This window comes from Peribacillus sp. R9-11, assembly GCF_031345095.1.
Taxonomy (GTDB): Bacteria; Bacillota; Bacilli; order Bacillales; family DSM-1321; genus Peribacillus; species Peribacillus butanolivorans.
Map to the genome: position 1 here is coordinate 1921328 of NZ_CP133763.1, position 16165 is coordinate 1937492.

14 protein-coding genes and 1 pseudogene are annotated in these 16165 nt (G+C 36.9%); 11 read left to right on the forward strand and 4 right to left on the reverse strand.

The features are described 5' to 3' along the window. The first annotated feature begins 539 nt into the window (after window positions 1-539). The 5 genes from RE409_RS09270 (at window position 540) to RE409_RS09290 (ending at window position 6281) form a co-directional block, all read left to right on the forward strand. On the forward strand, window positions 540-2432 hold the full coding sequence (locus RE409_RS09270; protein WP_201181360.1) for an OPT family oligopeptide transporter: 1893 nt from the start codon (window positions 540-542) through the stop codon (window positions 2430-2432). Continuing rightward, window positions 2422-2787 carry a PqqD family protein gene (locus tag RE409_RS09275; RefSeq protein ID WP_053345410.1) on the forward strand — a complete coding sequence of 122 codons (366 nt, stop codon included), beginning with the start codon at window positions 2422-2424 and terminating at the stop codon, window positions 2785-2787. Before RE409_RS09270 ends, RE409_RS09275 begins: the two co-directional genes overlap by 11 nt. Before the next feature lie 274 nt (window positions 2788-3061). Further along, window positions 3062-3871: an SDR family NAD(P)-dependent oxidoreductase gene (locus RE409_RS09280; RefSeq protein ID WP_098175292.1), complete on the forward strand. Its 810-nt coding sequence runs from the start codon at window positions 3062-3064 to the stop codon at window positions 3869-3871. Between the two features lie 205 nt (window positions 3872-4076). Then, a complete protein-coding gene (locus tag RE409_RS09285) occupies window positions 4077-4682 on the forward strand; it encodes a methyltransferase (RefSeq protein ID WP_201181358.1) in 606 nt (201 codons plus the stop codon). 333 nt (window positions 4683-5015) lie between these two features. Then, entirely contained in the window at window positions 5016-6281 is a 1266-nt protein-coding gene (locus RE409_RS09290; RefSeq protein ID WP_201181356.1) for an L-lactate MFS transporter, read from the forward strand. Between the two features lie 363 nt (window positions 6282-6644). Here the strand turns inward: RE409_RS09290 and RE409_RS09295 are convergent, their stop codons facing one another. Beyond that, window positions 6645-7361, reverse strand: coding sequence for a GntR family transcriptional regulator (locus RE409_RS09295; RefSeq protein ID WP_053348019.1), 717 nt, complete (start codon window positions 7359-7361; stop codon window positions 6645-6647). A gap of 295 nt (window positions 7362-7656) precedes the next feature. Here RE409_RS09295 and RE409_RS09300 point away from each other — a divergent pair, with 295 nt between their 5' ends. The 5 genes from RE409_RS09300 to chbG are packed head-to-tail and all read left to right on the forward strand — an operon-like array spanning window position 7657 to window position 11748. Next, window positions 7657-7965, forward strand: a complete 309-nt coding sequence (locus RE409_RS09300; RefSeq protein WP_053348020.1) for a PTS sugar transporter subunit IIB — start codon at window positions 7657-7659, stop codon at window positions 7963-7965. A 4-nt stretch (window positions 7966-7969) separates the two neighbouring features. Further along, window positions 7970-9319, forward strand: coding sequence for a PTS sugar transporter subunit IIC (locus RE409_RS09305; RefSeq protein ID WP_056526939.1), 1350 nt, complete (start codon window positions 7970-7972; stop codon window positions 9317-9319). A gap of 16 nt (window positions 9320-9335) precedes the next feature. Further along, on the forward strand, window positions 9336-9683 hold the full coding sequence (locus tag RE409_RS09310; RefSeq protein WP_056526942.1) for a PTS sugar transporter subunit IIA: 348 nt from the start codon (window positions 9336-9338) through the stop codon (window positions 9681-9683). Next, the gene (locus RE409_RS09315; protein ID WP_053345416.1) at window positions 9680-11023 is read left to right on the forward strand and encodes a 6-phospho-beta-glucosidase; all 1344 of its coding nucleotides are present in this window, start codon (window positions 9680-9682) and stop codon (window positions 11021-11023) included. Before RE409_RS09310 ends, RE409_RS09315 begins: the two co-directional genes overlap by 4 nt. Next, entirely contained in the window at window positions 11020-11748 is a 729-nt protein-coding gene (chbG, locus tag RE409_RS09320) for a chitin disaccharide deacetylase (protein WP_201221348.1), read from the forward strand. Before RE409_RS09315 ends, chbG begins: the two co-directional genes overlap by 4 nt. A gap of 456 nt (window positions 11749-12204) precedes the next feature. Here the strand turns inward: chbG and RE409_RS09325 are convergent, their stop codons facing one another. The 3 genes and pseudogenes from RE409_RS09325 to RE409_RS09335 all read right to left on the reverse strand — a co-directional run. Then, the gene (locus tag RE409_RS09325; RefSeq protein WP_309558841.1) at window positions 12205-13386 is read right to left on the reverse strand and encodes an NAD(P)/FAD-dependent oxidoreductase; all 1182 of its coding nucleotides are present in this window, start codon (window positions 13384-13386) and stop codon (window positions 12205-12207) included. Between the two features lie 38 nt (window positions 13387-13424). Continuing rightward, window positions 13425-13871 (reverse strand): DUF1641 domain-containing protein, encoded by a 447-nt coding sequence (locus tag RE409_RS09330; RefSeq protein ID WP_053345419.1) that lies wholly within the window; start codon window positions 13869-13871, stop codon window positions 13425-13427. A 1420-nt stretch (window positions 13872-15291) separates the two neighbouring features. Further along, window positions 15292-15483 (reverse strand): annotated as a pseudogene (locus RE409_RS09335) (zinc-binding dehydrogenase); the annotation flags it as partial. A 20-nt stretch (window positions 15484-15503) separates the two neighbouring features. Here RE409_RS09335 and RE409_RS09340 point away from each other — a divergent pair. Next, window positions 15504-15851, forward strand: a complete 348-nt coding sequence (locus tag RE409_RS09340; protein WP_309558842.1) for an AzlD domain-containing protein — start codon at window positions 15504-15506, stop codon at window positions 15849-15851. Window positions 15852-16165: the final 314 nt, after the last annotated feature.

The window sequence follows — 16165 nt, forward strand, 5'->3', positions numbered from 1 at the left end:
TTAAATAGTAATGCTTAATTTTATTGTGCGAGAACTAGGAAGTTCCTTGACCCAGCTAGGATAAATTTCGATTGTAAGTTAGATATATATTCCATTTTATTCTGTGGCAAACAGCTCTATAAAAATCCAAAACATTAATCCGTATCAAGGCCTGTTGGCATATACCTTACTTTTGATAGACATTGAAGAATAGATGTACAAACCAAAGCAGTGATTGACTTTATTGCATGTCAAGTAATGAAAATCAATCGTAAAAAGAAACGGCAATTCAGTTTTAGATTGCCTAGATGAGACTCTTTTTGTAGAGATTAGCCAGAGTTTGACGATATGGGTACCCATATTAGTTTTGTATTTAACGCTAGAAGATAGAAGGTATTAATTGAGCATTATTCTTCTATAATATTGAAATGAAATGGCTTATCTGAATTTTCACTATAGTCTAATTTTAAATAAGCAGAATTTTCCCATTGCGTGTTATGAAATTACAGTGATATAATGTTTCCTATGATTTTAAAAGTTTAACATAGGAAGTGGCTAAATTGTCGAACAATTCAAAAGAAAGTAAATTCGTCCCGTACGTATCTGCATCTAAATCTCTACCAGAATTAACTGTAACAGCTATAATTCTAGGGATTATTCTTGCCGTCGTATTTGGGGCAGCAAATGCATACTTAGGCCTACTTATTGGATTAACTGTCTCTGCTTCAATACCCGCAGCGGTAATCTCCATGGCTATTTTAAGAGGGATTTTTCGTAGGGATTCAATTTTAGAGAACAATATTGTGCAAACGATGACCACAGCAGGTGAGGCCATTGGTGCCGGTGCTGTATTTACTATTCCAGCATTATTCATGTGGGATATCGAAGTGAGTCAAGCATTTATCATTTTCGTTGTATTAACGGGGGGATTCCTAGGAGTCTTTATGATGGTTCCCCTTCGTCAACTTTTAATTGTGAGAGAACATGAAACATTACCTTATCCTGAAGGTACGGCATGTGCTGAAGTACTGAAGTCAGGTGAAAAAGGTGGTACAAGTGCCAAGTTAATCGGAGCCGGATTAGTAATCGGTGGAGTTGTTAAAGCGCTTGGTGATGGATTTAAGCTTTTCAAAACAGAAGTTGAAACAGGAATTTCGAATTTTAAAAATGCAGTAGTTGGTCTTGATGCCTTTCCTTCTCTTTTGGGAGTAGGTTATATCATTGGACCACGTGTTGCTGGTCAAATGCTAGGTGGAGGGTTATTAGCCTGGGTCGTTCTTATACCAGCAATTAGTTTCTTTGGAAGCACCAATACAACAGCTATTTTCCCTTCTGATGTACCAATCGGTGAATTGGACGCATGGGGAATATGGGATAACTATATCCGTTATATTGGAGCTGGTGCAGTTGCTACTGGTGGATTAATCACTTTAATTAAAACATTACCTATTCTTTTCAGTTCAGTTTTTGATACTCTTAAAGGCGTAAAAGCTAATAAAGGACATCTTAAATCTGGTTCTATACGTACTGAAAAAGACATACCAGCTAAATACGTTTGGTTGGGAACAATCATTGTTATTTTAATCATTGCTTTCACACCTATAACAGATGTAGGAATCATCGGTGCGATTGCAATTGCGATTTTTGGATTTTTATTCGTAACAGTGGCTTCAAGGGTTGTTGGAATCGTCGGAAGTTCTTCTTCCCCTGTTTCTGGAATGACTATAGCCACACTATTAATTGTAGCGATTGTTTATAAAGCTACTGGTTTTACAGGTACAACGGGAATGGTGGCCGCTTTAACCGTGGCTGCAATCATTTGTACAGCACTTGCTGTTTCAGGTGACGTTTCTCAAGATTTAAAAACAGGTTATATCGTAGGTGGAACGCCATGGAAACAACAAGTTGCTATGATGATTGGTGTTGTCGCTTCTGCATCAGTGATTGGGTTTATCCTAGTTCTTATGGATAATGCCTATACAATGGGATCTGCAGAACTTCCTGCACCTAAAGCGGCACTTATGAAAATACTTGCTGAAGGTGTTCTTGGAGGAGACTTACCTTGGACCCTTATCTTTATCGGTGCGGCCATTGCCATCACTTTAGAGTTTTTCGGTCTAAATTCACTAGTTGTTGCAGTAGGTATTTACTTGCCAGTTCATACTAGTGCCCCAATTATGATTGGTGGATTTGTACGTTTCTTCGTTGAATACTTCGCGAAAACAAAAGAAGCACTAAAAGCACGAGTAGATAGAGGTACATTATTTGCATCTGGATTAATAGCAGGAGAATCATTAATTGGTGTGTTTATTGCAATATTGATTGCAGCAGGAGTTCAAGTTCCAGCTGCTGCGAAATTAGCAAGCAATCTGATTCCATTCTTACTATTCCTTGCTCTAGCTGGATTGCTCTGGTTCATATCTAGCAAAGGGAAAAAAGAAGATGCTTCGTAAACGCAAATCACAAAAGAGGAATCTGTTAACAATGGTTCCTCATTTGGAAAGACGCGTCACTTTGGAACATGATTCTTCGGAAGCAACCTTTTTGATCATTCAACGGACCAATTTTGTGGAAAGAATAACGATTCGTTTTTTCAAACAGCCTTCAGTTCGCCGAATCAAGCTAGATAAATTTGGAGCATTTGCTATTCAACAAATGGAATTCCAAAGAAATGTTAATCAGATTTCTGAAGCTATGAGCGAACATTTTGGTGAGGAAGCAGAACCAGCCCTACCACGGTTAATGAAATTTTTGGAAATTCTTGAGGTTCATGATTGGATCATATGGGATGCAGATGAAGAGAAATGAAAAACAAGCTGAAGCATATTTTGATGCTTCAGCTTGTTTTTTGCTGTTTTGGAAAGTCTAGTATAGAGAAAACATATAGAATAATTATTCGAAATGATATCAAGGTAGTCAGGAATTTTATTTCATTATTTCAAGTTACACCTATTTATATATTAAAAAATGAACAACGAGTATAATTATTTGTAATCTATTTATTGTAGGTGTATTCTAGACATGTTGGGCATAAATAAAAAAAAGTAAGAACGTTATATTCATGAAAAGCAGGTGGAGAATTATGGGGAGAGTACAAGGTAAAGTAGCGTTAGTGACAGGTGGAGCATCTGGTATTGGATTATCTATATCCACATTAATGGCTAAAGAAGGCGCAAAAGTCGTGATAGCTGATTTTAATGAAGCAGGAGCTAAGGAAGCGGCAGAAAGCATTAAAAAACAAGGTGGAGAAGCAACCGGAGTATTTTTAGATGCTGGACAGGCAGATTCGATTAAGGCTGCTGTTGACTTTACAATAGAACAATACGGAACTATTACAGTACTAGTTAATAATGTTGGCTTAACTAACTTACATAAAGATCTTGATGTCGTGAATTTAGATTTGGATGAATGGGATCGACTTATGGATGTAAACTTGAAAAGTGTACTATTAGGAAGCAGATTTGCTATTCCACACATGATTAAAGCAGGTGGAGGTTCCATTATCAATACTGCATCAATGGCTGGGTTTGCGGGCGATGCCGTACGATCAGCTTATGGCGCGTCAAAAGCAGGTGTTGTGAACCTGACTCGTTATATCGCTGCACAATATGGTAAAGATCATATTCGTTGCAATGGAGTGGCACCAGGCCTTATTTTAACTCCTGCAGCAAAGGATAATATTCCTCCAGCTGTACTCGATATATTTGCCAAGTATAATGCATTGCCATACCACGGTGAAGCGGATGATATCGGATATACCGTTGTATTCCTTGCATCTGATGAGTCAAAATTCATTACAGGACAGACGATCCAGGTGGAAGGCGGCCACTATATGGCCAACCCAAGTATCTCCGATTTCAATGAATTTGTAGCAAAAGCACAGTCGAAATAACGATAGAGTAGATATTCATATAATAAACTTTACCCCGAATAGCACTTTTATCATTCGGGGTTTTTAACATTAGCTAGAAGGCATCTTATGAAAATAATAATGAAAAAATACAATCCTCGACATAAACAAGGGCTTACGATTAAATTAATTTTTTTATATAATAAACCATGAAAAATCACAATTCCATTTAAGCAGGTGTGTCTAAATGAAAGAAACATATTATGATGAATTGCTAAACATCAAAACAGTAGGAGAACAAAAGGAATTTAATAAGTCTTTGCATTATCATCGTTATGAGCCAACGCCATATAGCGCACTAGAACAATTATTCAAGAAGTATCAATTAAAAAGTAGTGATCGCATTGTGGATTTTGGTTGTGGTAAAGGGCGATTGAATTTCTTTATTCATTACTTATTTCAAGCTTCTGTTGTTGGAGTAGAAATGAATAGAACTTTCTATATAGAAGCTATTGAAAACCGATATAGGTATATGAAAAAAACGAATAAAAACAAAGATAATATAGAATTTCATTGTTGTTTGGCAGAAAATTACGAGATTGATTTGCGAGACAATCGTTTTTATTTCTTTAATCCGTTTTCCGTGCAAATTTTCATGAAAATCATTAATAATATATTGCTTTCATTCGAAAAGGAACCACGGGAAATCGAATTGGTTTTATTTTATGGATCAAAAGATTATATCTTTTTCTTAGAAAATCAAACCGCTTTTGAAATGAAAGAAGAAGTAATGTTACCAGATTTGTCTGAGCATAATCCTTATGAGAAATTTGTCATATATCAATTGTTATAGTAAACAAAACTCTTTTTGGAAGGTAATAAACTATTCATAAAAAAAGTTTCAAATCGACATGGATATTTTGCATTGAAGGAAAGGTAGTTTCTCCTTAATTATCCAAACTCCAAAAAAACTTGTGAAATTTATCTATTTATTACTATTTTTGTAGAAAGTTCACTTAATTGTGATATTTTATATCTAGGACAGAAATCTGTTACTTTACCAGTAAAAGTGCACTTCATTGATATGAGGATGTAAACAGCGGTGATCCTGCTGGTAGTTAACCGCAGATTTTGTCACTGGTAGAAAATCATTTGCGGTTTATTTTGTAAGGGGGATGATGGAGAAATGGGAAAAACAAAGAATCGGTGGCTGATTGCTGCCTCGGCAGTTGGGATTCACCTGTCGATTGGTTCTGTGTATGCTTGGAGCGTATTTACGAAACCACTTGCAAGTGAATTCGGATGGGATTTGACTGATATTAGCTTAACATTTAGTATTGCAATTTTGTTTCTTGGCCTATCCGCGGCATTTCTTGGACATTTTGTTGAAAAGTATGGTCCTAGAAAAGCTGGCATACTCTCAGCCGTTTTTTTTGGCTTAGGTATTTCGGGTGCTGGTGTAGCGATCAACATGGAATCATTGCCTTTACTTTATATTGCATATGGAGTTTTCGGTGGAATCGGACTTGGCGTAGGGTATATCGCCCCTGTATCGACTTTAGTGAAGTGGTTTCCAGATCGTAGGGGGCTAGCGACTGGTCTAGCCATTATGGGCTTTGGATTTGCGGCACTGATTAACTCACCAATCATTCAAAGTTTGATTGGTTCTATTGGAATTGCTAATACCTTTTTTACTCTTGGAACCGCTTACTTTATTATAATGATAGCTTCATCTCTTTACTTGGAGCCCCCGGAGAAAGACTGGCTACCTGATGGGTATAAAGAAAAAATTAAAATGGGAAAAGTGAAGCCATTGCAGGATCTTTCGCAACTAACGGCAAACGAGGCAGTAAAGACAAAACGTTTTTATTATCTCTGGCTTATGCTGTTTATTAATATTACCTGTGGGATTGCTATCATTTCAGCAGCATCTCCACTTGCTCAGGAAAGTATTGGATTGAGTGCCGTTGCAGCAGCTGCCCTAGTTGGGGTTCTTGGTGCTTTTAATGGCCTTGGACGTATAGGTTGGGCATCTGTGTCAGATTTCATTGGTCGCCCGAATACGTATACCGTATTTTTTTCCATACAAGTCATCGCATTCCCACTCTTGACAGTTACGGATAATCCAGTTGTTTTTCAAATTTTATTAGCGATTATTTATACCTGCTATGGGGGAGGGTTTGCTTCGATTCCAGCGTATATCGGTGATTTGTTCGGAACAAAGCAGTTAGGTGCTATTCATGGGTATATTTTAACGGCATGGGCAGCAGCAGGTCTTGTTGGACCGATGTTCGCTTCATGGATTAGAGAAACAACAGGTAGCTATTCCCAAAGCTTAATCGTTTTCACAGGTTTTTTCGTGGTTGCTTTGATCATCTCTATATTGATTCGCTTGGATATAAAGCGCTTGAAAAATATCAAGACTAACGATATTAAACAAATCGGTGTTTGATAATATCCTGACAAGTCTATTAATTGAATGTAAACATCTCCGAAGGATTGAGAAATCATAAATAAGTATGAATTGGAGTTCAGCAATAAACACCTTTTTATATTAAAGCTTTGTAGAATAATCTTGGTAAAGATTATATTATTAGCCACAGCAATCTTTATAATGATTGCTGTGTTTTTGTATTTGAAAAACCATGATTAAATAAAATATTGAATTAACCTTTTTAAATGAATTAAAAATGAGAAAACTTCCATATGGCACAATATAGGGAACATTATATTCCTTAGATTAAGAGAATTACATATAAAAAAACGAATTGCCTTATTGAAGCAAGTATCAGTCTTTTTTTAGTGTTTAAATATTTTAATAGTTTCGTTCAATAACAAAGTGTGCACGGTCGCCTCTAAAGAGGGTCTTAGAGAATTCAATAACCGATCCATCATTCTCATATGTGTATGTTTCTAACGAAAAACAGGGTGAACCATTAGGGACTTCTAACTTATCTGAAATGGAGTCATCGGCAAGGGAAAATTCCAAGTGTTCGACTGTTTTTTTTACTTTTAAACTAAACTGTGTTTCAAGCACATTAAAGAGTGATTTTTCACAGGCTTCAATATTCAGCCCAGGCGTTTTGTACCAAGGGAGATAGGCTATTTCATATTGAAGTGGGACATCGTTCACGTAACGCACACGCTCTAGCTTGTTGACAGGATCACCTACGTTTTGCTTGAAAAGATTGGCTAGGGTAGCGTTTGCTTCGATAACCTTTAAGCTTATGACCTTTGTAGAGGGGTTTTTCCCTTGCATCGTGACTTGCTCAGAGAACTTTTCAACCGTGCTTGTAAGAAATTGCTTCACTTTATTTTCCGAAACGAAAGTCCCTTTACCTTGAACACGATAGATATAGCCTTCGACAGTCAATTGCTGTAAAGCAGTGCGCACTGTTGTCCTGCTTACTCCGTATATTTTACAAAATTCCGCTTCAGTTGGTAATTTTGTATTCGTTTGATATTCGCCGTTTTTTATTAGATCGATAATTGATTCTTTAACTATGGAATGCAATGCCGCTTCTTTATTCATGGTTTCCAAAGTGATTCCTCCTTAACTCTTTCCAATATATACATTAAGATTATCTCGGATAAGTTCAATAATCAACATTAAATAATAAATTTGTAGTAACAAGTAAAAATTTGTGTTGATATTTTCTATATTTGTAACTACAATATAAATACAGAGGCAATAATACCCAGTTTAGTAATTATCTATTAAGGAGTGTGATGTGAAAAAGACAAATCATTGGTTGAGCAAAAAATGTTTGATTTCATTTATTGTAAAAATACAGAATAATCAATTATTAAAAAGGGGGGTAATTTCAATGAATATCTTATTATGTTGTTCAGCCGGAATGTCTACAAGTTTGCTAGTTACCAAGATGGAAGACAGTGCAAAGAAACAAGGAGTAGATTGTAAAATATGGGCTGTTGGTTCTGCAGAAGTGAACAACGAAATGGATAAGGCTGATGTCATTTTATTAGGTCCACAGGTTCGATATCTTCTTTCTAAGTTACAGGAAGCAGGAAAAGAAAAAGGAATTCCAGTCGCAACCATCAATCCAATGTTCTATGGTCTATGTAATGGTGAAGAAGTACTAAAACAAGCCACTACTTTAATAAAAGGAGAATAAGGATATGATGACTTTTATTGATAAGTATATTATGCCTGGAGCTGTAAGGGTAGGGAATAACCGTCATTTACTTGCAATTCGTGATACGTTGATTGGAATGATAGCGATTACAATGATCGGGTCGTTTGCTGTCCTGTTTAATAACCTTGGGCAAGTCATCAAGCCTTATGGAAGAATGATGGAGGCCATTTTCGGCCCTGCATGGAATACGCTTGGCAGTGATATTTGGTTTGGAACCTTTGCGTTTATGACGGTATTCGCTGTGTTCGGTATTTCTTATAAACTAGCAAGATCGTACGGGGATGACGGTTTTGAAGCAATGTTGGTTTCTGCAGCCTGTTTTTTCTTATTATTGCCTCAAATCGGCAATGTCACTTTAACCATCGATGATAAGGATGTTACAGGTGGAGCGTGGGGATTCGTCAGCGTAAATTATTTTAATGCAACAGCCTTATTTACAGGAATAGTCGTTGCCCTTTTAGCAACAGAGATATTTGTTAGACTTTCAAGAGTAAAATATTTAGTCATTAAATTACCTGATGGAGTACCACCAGCAGTAGCTCGTTCATTTGCAAAGTTAGTGCCGGGTATGGCAACAATCTTTTTTGCTGGTGTGTTCGGACTACTTTTCCGTAAAGTTACAGATGGACAGGTATTAAATGACTGGCTTAGTAAAGTAATTGTCTCCCCCTTACAAAGTGCTGTAGATTCACTGCCATTTGCCATTTTACTAGTATTTCTTGTTCATTTATTATGGATGATTGGTTTACACGGACCAAATATCCTTGGTGGAATTACAACACCGCTTTTTGAAAGTTCGGGAGTGAAAAATATTGATTTATACGCACAAGGTGTCAAAGATATGGACCAATACGGAGTACTGGCAGGTTCTTTCCTAGATGCATTTGTTTATTTAGGTGGATCTGGAGCAACATTGGGTCTGATCATTGCAATGATCATTGCCGGCCGAAAACGTTATAAACAGATGATTGCACTTGGAGGGGCACCAGGGGTGTTCCAGATTAACGAACCCATTCTATTCGGATTGCCTATTGTTCTGAACCCAATGTGGTTCATACCATTTGTCCTCGGTCCAGTAATTACAACAGTTATTTCTTATATAGCAGTAAGTAGCGGAATGGTTTTTCCAATTGTCGCTAAGATACCTTGGGTTACACCACCGATTATTGGAGGATTTCTTGCTACAGGGGGACATATGTCGGGAGCGGTATTAGCTGCTATAAATTTAGTCATTTCAACAGTGATTTATTTACCATTCGTTTATGCCCAAGTGAAGATAGACACAAAAAATAAAACAGAGCTTACAAAAGATTCAGAAACGCTAAACGTTTAAGAAAGTAGTGATAAAAGTGGAAAAAGAAGAATTATACCAATTATCATTTCAACTGATTTTATATAGTGGAAATGCGAGAAGCTTCGCAATGGAAGCCATGCAAGAAGCGAAGAAAAAAGAATTTAATTCTGCTAGATTGAAAATCGCTGAGGCAGAAACAGAATTATTACAAGCCCATAAATTTCAAACTCAATTAATCCATGCAGAAGCAGGCGGAGACCAATTTGACCTTCCAATTCTCCTCGTGCATGCTCAGGATCATTTAATGACAGCCATGACGTTAAAGGATCTTGCGATAGAAATGATTGATCTGCGTGAAGAGTTTTTAAATGCAGATGCTGTGAAGGAGGGGACAGCAGAATGAGTAAGGGGTTAAAAATTGTCACAATTGGCGGCGGCTCGAGCTATACGCCGGAACTGATTGAAGGTTTTATTAAATACCATGAAGAGCTTCCTGTAAGCGAGATTTGGCTTGTGGATATCGAAGCGGGAAAGGAAAAGCTTGAAATTGTTGGGGACTTGGCAAGAAGGATGGTTGAAAAGGCTGGTGTAAAGATTGATGTTCATCTAACATTAGACAGAAAGAAAGCGCTTAAAGGAGCTGACTATGTAACAACTCAGCTACGTGTTGGTCAGCTCGCTGCTAGGGCTCTTGATGAAAAGATTCCACTGAAACACGGAGTTATTGGACAGGAGACGAACGGACCAGGTGGACTTTTCAAGGCATTTAGAACAATTCCTATTATTCTTGATATAGCTCGTGAGATGGAGGAAGTTTGTCCGGATGCATGGTTGATTAACTTCACAAACCCTGCTGGTATGGTAACGGAAGCTGTGTTACGTCACAGTAATATTACCAAAGTCATCGGACTTTGCAATGTACCGATTGGTATGGAGCGTGGAGTAGCCGATTTAATGAACGTGGAGCCCTCAAGAGTGCGGATCGACTTTGCTGGTTTGAACCATATGGTTTACGGCCTCGATGTATTCGTTGATGGGAAAAGTGTGAAAGATCAAATCATTAATCTGATAACAGATCCAGCTAAAGCCGTTACAATGAAGAATATTCACGCAATGGGCTGGGAGCCAGAATTCCTTAGAGCTTTAAATTTGTTCCCTTGTCCATACCACAACTACTATTACAAAACAGGAGATGTGCTTGCTCAAGAGTTGAAGGATGCTGAAAAAGGAGAAACACGCGCTGAGGTGGTTCAAAAGCTTGAAGAAGGATTATTCGAGCTATACAAAGACAAGGGGCTGGCTATTAAGCCACCACAGCTTGAAGAGCGAGGAGGCGCTTACTACAGCGATGCAGCAGTGCGTTTAATTTGCTCGATGCATTCGGATAAGTGTGACATTCAAGCGGTAAATACTATCAACCATGGTGCAATTGAGGGAATTCCGTATGGTTCGGCTATTGAAATTAGCTGTGTGATTACTAAGGATGGTCCGAAACCAATTAACGTAGGAGAGCTTCCAGTGGCGATTCGTGGTCTAATCCAGCAAATCAAGTCATTTGAAAGAGTGTCCATCGAAGCTGCAATCTCAGGTAACTATGATACTGCATTGCTTGCTATGACGATTAATCCTCTCGTTCCAAGTGACCGGGTTGCGAAACTTATTTTAGATGAAATGCTTGAGGCGCATAAAGATTTCTTGCCACAGTTTTTTGAAAAAAAGGAATTGCAGGATAACCTATCATGATTGAAGTTCTTGTAAATGCAGATGATTTCGGGTTAACTAAATCAGTAAATTATGGAATTTTGGATAGCCACAAATATGGAATTGTCAATTCAACAACAATCATGATGAATGCAAAAGCAACGGAGCATGCGATTGAAATCGCAAAGAGGACGCCCTCGTTGAAAGTCGGTATACACTTGGTATTGACATGGGGGACACCTTTGTTGAGCGATGTGCCGAGTTTAATTGACGATTCCGGACACTTCAAGAAACAAGGGGTGGTATATGGTGAACCAGCCGACATTTCTTTGCTTGAATTGGAAAGAGAGTGGTCAGCTCAGATTGAAAGATTTTTAGAATTTGGTCTTTATCCGTCTCATTTAGACAGCCATCATCATGTACACGGGATTGAAAATTTTCTGCCGGTTGTAAAAAATCTGACAGAGAAATATCAACTTCCTGTGCGTAATGCTGGAAAACATTTTGCTGGTGTCCAAACCGTTACAGATGTTTTTCTTGATGATTTTTATGGAGAAACGGTGGTTGAAGATTATTTTCATAATCTCAAGGGTCGGGTAATCGATGGGCAAAGTGTGGAAATAATGACTCATCCTGCTTATATGGATGAAGATTTGATGCAAGTATCTTCCTATAATAGTAATCGCTTAAAGGAGACCAGGATTTTGACAAACGCAAGATTGCCAGAGGGTTTTATCCTTAGATTTGGCATCAACCAAGTTATTTAGTAGGTTCTTTTAGGGGCAAAGATTGTTTCTATATTTTATCGACTTTCAAAAAGGGACCATTCATCTCAAGGATGAATGGTCTCTTTCTATCCTTAGATAATGTATGGAATTTCTCTAAATGGGGGGGGGGGTTATGTAGGTATCTTCTGTTCAGGATTTGTGAAGTAGGGGAGGAAAGCCAAGAGACTTGGGTTGAAGTTTTTGGTGTAGTTGCAGACGTATCAATGAAAAATCCTTAATAATCTATATGAACTGGACCACGGGACTGAGAAAAAATATCTAGAATAGCTATTGTGAGTATGACCCTCGATCAAGCAATCATTTATTTTACTTCACGTTCCCCTTGTTCCAGTTCATGGAATACTCGATTTCCAAGCTTCCATTTAAAAATAATCATTTAAAATGGAAGCTTTCAATCATAGTGCAATATTACATTTCTTTAGTTCAACATTTCACTTAATAAGCAAGGCTGAACATTGCCTTAATATGAGACAGGTAACGAACATTACTTGCTTCTTTCATTAATGAAGCTGGTAGACCTTTAAGTGGGGTGTTATTAGCTCCAACTGTAGCAACAGCATCCTTACGACCAAGGCTAGCAAGTGTTCCTGAGTTTACAGGTGAAAATTCTTCTAGTTTTTTGCCTTCTAATGCTGCATATAGGTTGTAACCAACAAGTTCTCCCATTTGCCAAGCATTTTGTGCAGTTGGTGCGTATGGGCGGCCACCTTCTGGAGGGAAAGCAACAGCACTATCTCCTACAACAAATACGTCATTATGAGATTTAGATTGTAGATACTCATTAACAGTTGCTTTACCACGATCTACTTCAAGACCTGATTCACCAACGATAGGAAGAGCAGCAACGCCACCAGTCCAAACAAGCGTATTAGCAAGGATAGTTTGTCCATCTTTCAAAGCAATTTCATTTCCTTTAACACCCGTTACAGGCAGACCTGTTAAGAATTCAACGCCACGTGCTTCTAAGCTTACCACTGCACGTTCAATTAAAGGATCAGGTAATACTGGAAGGATTTTTGGACCAGCTTCAACAAGCTTGATTTTCAAGTCTTTGAAGTCTACGCCAAATTGTTTAGCGATTTTAGGGAAATGATCAACGATTTCACCAACTAACTCAACGCCAGTTAATCCACCGCCGCCGATTACAATCGTTGCATCTGCTTCATTTTTTGTTTGTGCATATTCACGAATACGATCTTCGATATGTTTGTAAATTTTGTTAGCATCATTTACAGATTTTAGCACCATGCTATTTTCTTCAAGTCCTGGAATACCAAAGAATCCTGTTTGGCTACCTAAAGCTACAACAAGAGCATCGTATGATAAAGTAGAACCATTAGAAAGTTTTACTTCTTTTTTATCTACTGAGAAAGATTCCACTTTCGAAATGGTAAGATCGATATCTTTTCCTTTGAAAAGTTTCTCTAAAGGTATTGAAACAGCTGGTTCAGAAATTGATCCGCCTGCAAGACGGTGAAGTTCTGTGATGATTTGGTGTGTTGGGTATTGGTTCACCACTGTTACTTGGACTTCATCTTTATTAAAATATTCACGAACAGTTAATGCAGATAGTAATCCAGCATAGCCTGCACCTAAAATGACGATTTGTTTTGACATATTAATCCCCCGTCCTTACTAATTGAAAGTTTAAAGATTTATTTTTTTAGACTATTTCGTTCTGCTGAAATTTCAAGAAAAGCACTCGCGAAACGGAAAAGCTTTTGTGCTTGTGGGTCTTTCATCATTCTTAACAAACCGAAAAGACCGATTACATCATTGTTTTCTTCTGCACGATCTTTAGCTTCGATTGCATTAGCTGCAAGCCCTTTCACTGAATCAACTACAGGTACAGCGATTTCTGTAATCGCACTAACCGTATCCTTTTTTAATACTTCATCAGTTGCTACTGATTGAGCAAAATCATAAGACTTTGTCAAGATACTTACTAGTTCAGTCAATTTTGGCAATTGCTCAACTAAAGTATTCAATGATTCCTGAACCTCAGGCTTTAAAAGCTGATCCAGAATATCCAGTTGTTCTTGGTTTGCAGTGAAATTAAATGATTCTTGTTCAGGCTTTGTTTTTGAAGCTACATCTACCATATCTATTTCCCCTTTACGTTAAACTTAATTTGCTTTGTATTAAATTTAAATCTTCACTACTTATCATACGACTCTAGACACTTAATTTCAAATATATTTTTTATGTTATGAATATAACTTTAAAGTTATTAATTTAAGTTAGTATTTGGGATTTATCATTCATCTTAATATTTCAAGAAAACATTAGAAGTATTCTATGTATAACACTTATTTCCATGGGGATTTAAATAGACTTCTTCCTCCTCAGTAACAGCATTTTACACCAAAAATAGGAGACACTTTACTTCCTTGAAATAATGTTAGTACCAAACAAATAATAATTGGACGTTTTCACGTGTACTCCATGTCATTAGGATTACTAGAATTTATAGTTGTTATTCAGGATTTTTTAGAAACTAATTATTTTGTTCATATGAGAAAAAAGTCAAAGAGGAACCATGAACTTCTTGCGGCTTTTGCTGACCAGTTGTTCAAGACGAAAAGATAAGTAAATGAGGCACAGATCCTTACTTAATAAAGTTTTTTTCTTTTCTTATCTTATCGTTGATATATTCAGGAAAGGGATTTTATTAATGCATTTCTAAATATCAAAAATACATTTTGAGGTAATCTTGGATCCGCAAGTGAGAGGAATGAGGTAGATAGTATAATTTTTACTTCATTAAATTGTTTTTTATTTTGGATTATCGTTTATGCTTCATTTCTAGGGAATTAAATTTCGAATGTGGATATTACTTACTTCCTTGTGCTTTTGGTTTAATCTTGAGTGTCAAAAGCGTATAAAAGCTTTCAAACACGAAAACTTTTCAAAAAAATCTCTGAGGTTAAAGTTCTTCAAACGGATCTAGGCAATTTAAAGCAGTGAGCTCAGTGAGTATATTCAAATCCAACTGAAATTAAAAGTAGGAGGGACCACTTGAGGTAAATACCGAAGTTAGGTGCATGGTGGATGCTAAAGCCTATCTAGGATAAGAAACTTGGGTAGGAGCATCTTTGGTTTTCGACGGAGGTAGGGATAAGGCTGATTTAAACATACTGTGTTAAATCCTCCAAGGAAAAATAAAGTAGTTTGGAGGAAGTGTGGACCGTTGGTGAATGAATCATTCCATTTGAAACAATTGAAGAAGCGATTAAAGTAGTTTAAGTATTTTCTTCTTCAATGTAGTGTAGTGCTTTGAGAAAAACGCAATATTTAAACAAAGAAAAAATCCCTGTTTGCGATTAAAAAGTAGGGATTTTTTTGCATCATAATGAATAAGGGAAAAGGATTCGGATTGGTGTTTATTCAAGAAAAGCACCCGTTAGCTTAATGATAGCTTGATGTTATCTTAATTGAAAACTCACTCTTGTGTTTCAATGGTTTCCTAACCCATAAACAGATTCCATTGCCCCAATCATTGATAGAATAGTGCTCCATTTATTAGGATTTGCTATTATGTTCCACAGTTATGACGACATTTCCCTTCTTGTGTCCTTTCTCGACATATCTATGAGCTTCAACTATCTCTTCAAACGCATAGTATCTGTCAATGACCACTTTTAACTTCCCCGTCTCAACAAGTTCTTTGAGGAAGTTTAGAGCTTCGGAATTTTCAGGTGAATTTTGACCCAAATCGGGGTGATGAGAGACAAATGAGTTTTAACTTAACCATTATTCTTGTGATTTTGGGATGTGCAATTGTAACCCTTATTCCAAGAATTATTCCATTTTTGGTTGTAAGAAATATTACTCTTCCAATGCCCATAACTAAATGGCTTTCATTTATCCCTATTTGCATTCTTACAGCACTTGTCGTTGACAGCATTATCATTGAAGATGAATCTCTAATATCAATTGATTGGAGTGTACTTACTGTTATTGTACCAACTCTAATTATAGCCTTATGGACGAAGAGTTTATCAGTTACAGTAATAGCTGGAATAGTTCTTATGGCTATTGTAGTATATATTCAATTAACAGTTTTAATAAATGCATATTAGATTAGCTAATATTTAATTAATTTCATATTTGAGAATCAAAGGTGTTTATTCAGTTATCGGGAGCATGAGTTTAAGAATGGGGGTCGCCACGCCATAAAATCGTCACATTCAACCTTTTAATAGGGGTGTGGTGATTATTGACATTTTGGATAGGATACAGAACTTGAATGTTGAAAACCAATACCTGTGTTTTTGCTTCTTTCATTCTTGCTATATAGACTAAATCTTTTGTTTTATGTTCTAGTTTTAAGACCTTCTTCTACACATTTTTTCAAAATTTATATTCGCTCTAAGCGGGGAGAAATCCTTTTTTA

Coding starts and splice junctions, on each gene's coding strand:
- RE409_RS09275 (WP_053345410.1), top strand. CDS start 2,422: ATGCTTCGTAAACGCAAATCACAAAAGAGGAATCTGTTAACAATGGTT.
- RE409_RS09280 (WP_098175292.1), top strand. CDS start 3,062: ATGGGGAGAGTACAAGGTAAAGTAGCGTTAGTGACAGGTGGAGCATCT.
- RE409_RS09285 (WP_201181358.1), top strand. CDS start 4,077: ATGAAAGAAACATATTATGATGAATTGCTAAACATCAAAACAGTAGGA.
- RE409_RS09290 (WP_201181356.1), top strand. CDS start 5,016: ATGGGAAAAACAAAGAATCGGTGGCTGATTGCTGCCTCGGCAGTTGGG.
- RE409_RS09295 (WP_053348019.1), bottom strand. CDS start 7,361: ATGAATAAAGAAGCGGCATTGCATTCCATAGTTAAAGAATCAATTATC.
- RE409_RS09300 (WP_053348020.1), top strand. CDS start 7,657: ATGAATATCTTATTATGTTGTTCAGCCGGAATGTCTACAAGTTTGCTA.
- RE409_RS09305 (WP_056526939.1), top strand. CDS start 7,970: ATGATGACTTTTATTGATAAGTATATTATGCCTGGAGCTGTAAGGGTA.
- RE409_RS09315 (WP_053345416.1), top strand. CDS start 9,680: ATGAGTAAGGGGTTAAAAATTGTCACAATTGGCGGCGGCTCGAGCTAT.
- chbG (WP_201221348.1), top strand. CDS start 11,020: ATGATTGAAGTTCTTGTAAATGCAGATGATTTCGGGTTAACTAAATCA.
- RE409_RS09325 (WP_309558841.1), bottom strand. CDS start 13,386: ATGTCAAAACAAATCGTCATTTTAGGTGCAGGCTATGCTGGATTACTA.
- RE409_RS09330 (WP_053345419.1), bottom strand. CDS start 13,871: ATGGTAGATGTAGCTTCAAAAACAAAGCCTGAACAAGAATCATTTAAT.
- RE409_RS09340 (WP_309558842.1), top strand. CDS start 15,504: ATGAGTTTTAACTTAACCATTATTCTTGTGATTTTGGGATGTGCAATT.